The sequence below is a fragment of the Flavobacterium sp. HTF genome, from assembly GCF_003105115.1.
In the GTDB taxonomy this organism is placed as follows: domain Bacteria; phylum Bacteroidota; class Bacteroidia; order Flavobacteriales; family Flavobacteriaceae; genus Flavobacterium.
The window spans coordinates 26,753-33,031 of record NZ_QETH01000049.1 but is presented as its reverse complement, the minus strand read 5'-3'; the positions used below and the strand labels follow the sequence as shown (position 1 = coordinate 33,031).

Here is a 6,279-nt window from a genome sequence, read left to right as displayed (position 1 = left end):
AAAAATAATAAATATGTAAAAAAAAAAAAGAGAAAGAAAGAGAGGGGGAAAAAAAATAAAAGTAAAAAAAATAAAGAAAATTGAATTTAGATTGAGGAAAATATGATTATGAGTGAAATTAGTTATTATATAGCGAATATTAAATGTGAGGGAAAAAGAAAATATAGAAAGAGAGAATAAAAAGGGAAAAGAAAAAGATGAAAAGAAAAAACAATCTAATTTTTTAATGGTAAATATTTGTATAAAATAATATCCAATTATAAATATAATTATTCCAGGAATTAATAGACGTAAAAATTTTAGTGTGCTTTGTTCCATATTGTTAAAGTATGAATTATATGATGGATAAAAAAGAGATATTTATTTAGAACTAAGTTTTAAATAAAAAACAAACATCGTATTAAATTTAAATTTACCACCACGTAAAAACACCTGATTTGTGAAAAGAAAAAGACTCAAAATTCTGCCTAAAAAACTCAAAAACTTATTGATAGAATTTTCCACAAAATTTTTGTAATTTTGCAGTCCAATAAAAGGAATTAGAAAATGTTAGATAGACTTCAATATGTAAAGCAGCGTTTTGATGAGATTTCGGATTTGATTATTCAGCCGGATGTTATTGCTGATCAAAAACGTTATGTACTGCTCAACCAGGAATATAAAAGCATAAAAGCTTTGGTTGACAAAAGAGAAGAATACATTCTTGTTTTAGCAAATATTGACGAAGCAAACGAAATTATTGCCGACGGAAGCGATGCAGATATGGTTGAAATGGCCAAAATGCAACTGGATGAAGCAAAAGAACGTTTGCCGGAACTTGAGGAGGAAATCAAATTTATGTTGATTCCTAAAGATCCTGAAGATGCTAAAAACGTAATGGTGGAGATTCGCGCGGGAACGGGTGGAGATGAAGCGAGTATTTTTGCAGGTGACTTATTCAGAATGTACACCAAATATTGCGAAGGCATGGGGTGGAGAACTTCTGTTGTAGATATGAACGAAGGAACTTCGGGAGGTTTCAAAGAGGTAATCTTTGAGGTTTCGGGAGAAGATGTATATGGTACGTTGAAATTTGAAGCGGGTGTTCACCGTGTACAGCGTGTTCCGCAGACCGAAACACAGGGTCGTGTGCATACATCGGCTGCTACTGTTATGGTTTTGCCGGAAGCAGAAGAGTTTGATGTACAGATCGATATGAACGATGTTCGTGTAGATTTCTTCTGTTCGTCTGGACCTGGAGGACAATCGGTAAATACGACGAAATCGGCTGTACGTTTAACGCACATTCCAACCGGACTGGTGGCGCAATGTCAGGATCAGAAATCGCAGCACAAAAATAAAGATAAGGCTTTGAACGTATTACGTTCCCGTTTATACGAACAGGAATTGGCCAAAAAAGAAGCCGAAGATGCTACAAAACGTACATCTCAGGTAAGTTCTGGCGACCGTTCGGCTAAAATTCGTACGTACAACTACGCTCAGGGTCGTGTAACGGATCACAGAGTTGGTTTAACACTTTACGATTTAGGAAACATCATGAATGGTGATATCCAGAAAATTGTTGCCGAGTTACAATTGGTAAACAATATGGAGAAATTGAAGGAAGCGTCGGAAATTTACTAAGGTTCTGAGGCACTAAGATGCTAAGGTTCTAAGTTTTTTTTCTTAGACTTTTTATAAACATAAAACCGGACTTTGTCCGGTTTTTTTGTTTTAAATTAAGTACAATACTACGCAATTTTTATATGAAGTAAGATTAGTTATATTTTTTTATAAAGCTTAGTCCCTTAGCATCTTAGCCTCTTAGTGTCTTTAAAAAAAGACTTAACCCACATATCTTCCGGTTAAGTTTTTTTTTTGGTTTTTTTGTTTGATATTGACACAGCTAATCAACCAATTACAACTAATTTATGAAGAGAACTTTACTTTTATGCTTCTTATTAGGGAGCTTTTTTTACGCCAGAGGACAATCGTATTTTGGATACAGGGATGATAATTTTGCCGGAATTCAGGGCTTGTTATTTAATCCGTCTGCGATTGTAGAATCAAAATACAAAGCCGAGATTATTATTTCGTCAGTTAGTGCCACCGGACAAAATGATTTGTACGGGGTAAATTTTATCAGAGTGTTAGACGGCGGTTATAGCCTGGAGAATGACGCTAACAAACATTTTAAGGCAGACAATAAGGGGAACTTTAATATTGATGTTTTAGGCCCTTCGTTTATGATCGAAATTGCGCCTAAACATAGTGTGGCTCTTTTTTCGCGCGTGCGAAGCGTGACCAATTTTGTCGGTATAAACGGCGAACTCGTTGATCAGGTCAATAAAGATATTGAGGAATCGGACAGTTTTTTGATTGCAGGCGGAAACCCGAATGCTGTTACGAATTCGTGGGCAGAGATTGGAGCGAGTTATGCCACTGTTTTGCTGGATCGCGATATGCATTTTATAAAAGGGGGAATTACCTTCAAATATTTAATGGCGGGTGTAAACGGTTATGTCAACGGAAGGGATATAAATGTAGTTTTTAATAAAAATGAAACTATTCCTGCTCTGAGCGAATATTATTCGTCAGGGACGATAAAAACCGCTGCAAGCTACGATTATCAAAACGGAGAGGATGCAAAGTTTGATGCGGCGTCGGCAGGCGTGGGGATCGATCTGGGTTTAACCTACGAATACCGAACCAACTGCCATAACTGCGCCGGGAACCGGTACAAATTCAGGGTAGCGGCTTCTGTAACCGATATCGGGAAACTCAATTATAAAAACGTTGTCGAAAACACCTATAACCTGACGGGAAATGTGACTCAGGATGATATTGACAATGCCGATGATATCTTTGATTTTTTTGACTCCAATTATACAAAAATTGCGTCTGCAAAAGGGGTAAAAGCCAATTTGCCAACAATGGCGCACACCAATTTTGACTGGAACATCAACAATATGTTTTACCTGAATCTAAGCAGCGATTTCGGATTGGTAGATGCGAAAAAGGTAAACGCAACGGCGCTTCCAAATTCGGTTACGTTTACGCCAAGATATGAAGTGAGACAGTTTAGTTTTTACCTTCCCGTTACCTGGATTGAATACAGCGGAACGCAGGTAGGAGTTGGTTTCAGGGCCGGCCCGCTATTTATCGGTTCGGGGACTTTTGTTTCGAATTTCGTTTCAAACGATTCTAAAGCGCTTAATCTTTATGCAGAGCTTAAGATTCCGATATTGCACTAGGTTTCTGAGGGGCTGAGGGGCTGAGGTTCTAAGGTGCTGAGATGTTGAGGTTTTGAGATTTGAGCGCTGAACACCAAATGCTTAGACTAAGTACCAGATAATAAGACTAATTACTAAGGACTAATTACTAAGTACTAATTACTAAAACATTCCAAAAACAAAAAAGCAAAGTTCACTTTATAAAAGTAGACTTTGCTTTTTCCTTATAAGGTCTCTAATTATAAAAATTAGAATTTATAGTGAAGTATTAGCTGCTTAACCGTTATTTATTGTTATAGCAGAACGTATAAACGAGCTAGATACCGAGAAAAACTCTTGTAAATTCAAAATATTTATATAGATTGGAGTAAATGTGAACACCATTTTTTAATACTATTTCGCTAAACTTTTCCATAATACATTTATTTATAGTTAACAATTACTCTCGTGATGGTTCATATTGTTTAGATTCTTCATGTTCATCATCATCTGAAGGATCTTCTTTTTTAGAAACTAATTTGGTTACTACAAGTTGTAACAGAGTTCCGAAAATGTTTTTAACAGTTGAATCGGTTTTTCCTACTACAAATCTTTTTGCGAGATAGCCAATTCCGATACTTATCGCAGATTGTGCTATATTGCCTTTAAAGCCGACAGTTTCGTTGATTTCCTCAATCGTGTTGCGAATAAGGTTAAGAGGTTTCAGATTCTCTTTGATATCATCGATTTCATCCTTTATTGCGCACCATTCCTCATCCTGTCGATTTTCCAGTAACTGAATCCTCTGATTTAATGTCTCAATATTATAAATAGTTTCCATAACTGCTTATTACTTTAAATCAGGGTTAATTTTCTTTTTTAGTTTCTTTTAAAATACTGGAAACAATCATATTTCCAATGGGAGTTTTAATTAATTTGTGCTGCGTTTTGTGCATCACTATGGCTACAATCAGATAGAATAAAGCCATTATAAAAAAACCGTAATAATACTCTCCAAGTTCTTTTCCAATCCATAAACTAAGACCGATATTAAGAAACAATGTAAAAAATGCAACAACAGCTCCGACCGCTATTCTAGATGTTACTGTTGACAAAGCGTCAGCAGCAGCTGAAATTGTTTTGAGTTTAATTAATTCTAAACTCGTTTTTGTATAATTTTCTGCTTTTTCATAAAGATTAAGGTTCTCATTTGTTGTTGCATTTGTTTCCATGATAAGGTATTTTATGGTTTAAAAAGGTCACTTATTAATAGTTCGTTTTTACAGTTTTTGCTTCATCTTTAATAGCATTGAAGTCCTCTTTTGCAGCATTGAATTTTGCTTTTCCTTCTTCGATAATATCTTTACCGTTTGAAGTAATTGTGCTGATAATACCATCTACTTTATTTTTTAGGTTATCTCCGTAATCTTTTGATTTATCTGAGATTTTTTTTCTTGTGTTTGAACCTTTGTCCGGTGCGAACAATACTCCTAAAAATGCTCCCGCTGCTGCGGCTCCTAAAATTCCTAATAATGTGCTACTTGCTTTCATAATAATTTGATTTAATGGATTAATAAAATTTATTTAATTAATTGTTGTTTTTAAATTTCGCGACCTTTGATAAGTCTGAACAAAATTGCGATAATGGCAATTACTAATAATATGTGGATAATACTTCCAAGGCTATAAACGAAGAACCCAAGGGCCCACAGAATAACCAGTATTACTGCGATTGTATATAATAAATTTGACATGGTCTTTATTATTTATGGTTAATAATTAATTTTCTTAGTTTAGTTTATATGATAAATAAACAGTTAAGTTGCTGTTTTTTGCGTCCGGGAATGTATAAGTACCTCCAAAACCATCATTTCTTTCTTTACCCACTTTTGTTAAACCGTAGTTATAACGTACTCCTACACTAATCGGGCTGAAATCAAGTCCAACACCTGCAGCTATACCAGCGTCAAATTTGTTTAAGTCATCAGTATCAATATCTTCTTCAAATTCGATATCTCCGTCTCCTGTTACTTTAGAACTTACTAAGTAAGATGCGTAACCACCGGCCTGAAGATTAAAGTTTTTAGTAATATTTACTCTAACTAATAATGGAAGTTCGATATAGTTTAATTTGAATTTTGCATTTCCCTGAAATAATTCATTGTTATATTCTAATTCTGCTCCTTTTGTAGTAAATAAAAGCTCTGGCTGAATTGCAATGTTATCAGCTATTGGCAACGTGGCATATACACCGGCATTAAAACCGTATAAAACATTGTTGTCGTCTGCGTCATTTTGATATAGGTTTGACATGTTGAAACCTCCTTTTACACCAAACTCAGTGGTAACATTTCCATTTTGAGCGTGTAGCATTCCGAAAGAAGCTGTTAAAAATAGTGTTAAGGCGAATAAAAAATTTGATTGAATTTTCATAATCTTAATAATTTAGTTAATAATGGGCTTTACGGGCATTTAATAAATTTGTTCTTTAATTTGTTTTGTTTCTCTTAGAAACTGGTAATCTGTCGGCAAATACTGTAATACTAACTTTAAAATCATTTTATCATTTGTGTCTTTCGAAATTGATTCAAACAACTTAATCTGAGCCTCAAGTGATTCTATAACCGAATCGAGATAAGCTTTGTCAAAATTTGTTTTGTCTTTATCAATTAAATCGTATAAATCCTGTTTATTTATGGTCTCTATATCGGTAACAATTACAAGCCTGCTGTTGGCCATTTTTGTTACATCGAGTAACAAAAGATTCTGTTGATTTTCAAGCTTTCTACTTATTTCCTTTATACTACTTTCTGAACTTTTTTGCTGAGCAACCTGACTTTTAGAAATTACAGACTTACTTATTCCTGCCGTCGCAGTTAAAAAATAAGCTTCAGTATGTTCTTTGTCACTTTTTATAAAAACTTCATTTTTGAAGGATGTTTCTATAGGATTATTTTTTTGGCACGATGTGTACATTATTATAACCAGTAAAAAAAAGACCCTTAAAAAAAATGCTTTTACTTTGCGTTTTGCTGTCATCAATTACTTCATAAAGTATTACATTACAAAGATGCTAACGAAATGAATA

8 protein-coding genes are annotated in these 6,279 nt (G+C 34.3%); 2 read left to right on the top strand and 6 right to left on the bottom strand.

What is annotated here, in order from left to right:
- Positions 1-546: 546 nt before the first annotated feature.
- Both prfA and DCO46_RS14600 read left to right on the top strand, forming a co-directional pair.
- Positions 547-1,623, top strand: coding sequence for a peptide chain release factor 1 (gene prfA / locus DCO46_RS14605; protein ID WP_116753253.1), 1,077 nt, complete (start codon positions 547-549; stop codon positions 1,621-1,623).
- 287 nt (positions 1,624-1,910) lie between these two features.
- A complete protein-coding gene (locus DCO46_RS14600; RefSeq protein WP_116753252.1) occupies positions 1,911-3,233 on the top strand; it encodes a DUF5723 family protein in 1,323 nt (440 codons plus the stop codon).
- Between the two features lie 418 nt (positions 3,234-3,651).
- Here DCO46_RS14600 and DCO46_RS14595 read toward each other — a convergent pair whose 3' ends face one another.
- The 6 genes from DCO46_RS14595 to DCO46_RS14570 are packed head-to-tail and all read right to left on the bottom strand — an operon-like array spanning position 3,652 to position 6,230.
- Positions 3,652-4,032: a hypothetical protein gene (locus tag DCO46_RS14595; RefSeq protein WP_116753251.1), complete on the bottom strand. Its 381-nt coding sequence runs from the start codon at positions 4,030-4,032 to the stop codon at positions 3,652-3,654.
- A gap of 25 nt (positions 4,033-4,057) precedes the next feature.
- Positions 4,058-4,423, bottom strand: a complete 366-nt coding sequence (locus DCO46_RS14590; protein WP_116753250.1) for a hypothetical protein — start codon at positions 4,421-4,423, stop codon at positions 4,058-4,060.
- Between the two features lie 34 nt (positions 4,424-4,457).
- Positions 4,458-4,742, bottom strand: a complete 285-nt coding sequence (locus tag DCO46_RS14585) for a YtxH domain-containing protein (RefSeq protein ID WP_116753249.1) — start codon at positions 4,740-4,742, stop codon at positions 4,458-4,460.
- Positions 4,743-4,792: 50 nt separating this feature from the next.
- Positions 4,793-4,945: a lmo0937 family membrane protein gene (locus DCO46_RS14580; RefSeq protein ID WP_116753248.1), complete on the bottom strand. Its 153-nt coding sequence runs from the start codon at positions 4,943-4,945 to the stop codon at positions 4,793-4,795.
- A gap of 34 nt (positions 4,946-4,979) precedes the next feature.
- Positions 4,980-5,624: a porin family protein gene (locus DCO46_RS14575; RefSeq protein WP_116753247.1), complete on the bottom strand. Its 645-nt coding sequence runs from the start codon at positions 5,622-5,624 to the stop codon at positions 4,980-4,982.
- A 39-nt stretch (positions 5,625-5,663) separates the two neighbouring features.
- Entirely contained in the window at positions 5,664-6,230 is a 567-nt protein-coding gene (locus tag DCO46_RS14570; RefSeq protein WP_116753246.1) for a DUF4142 domain-containing protein, read from the bottom strand.
- Positions 6,231-6,279: the final 49 nt, after the last annotated feature.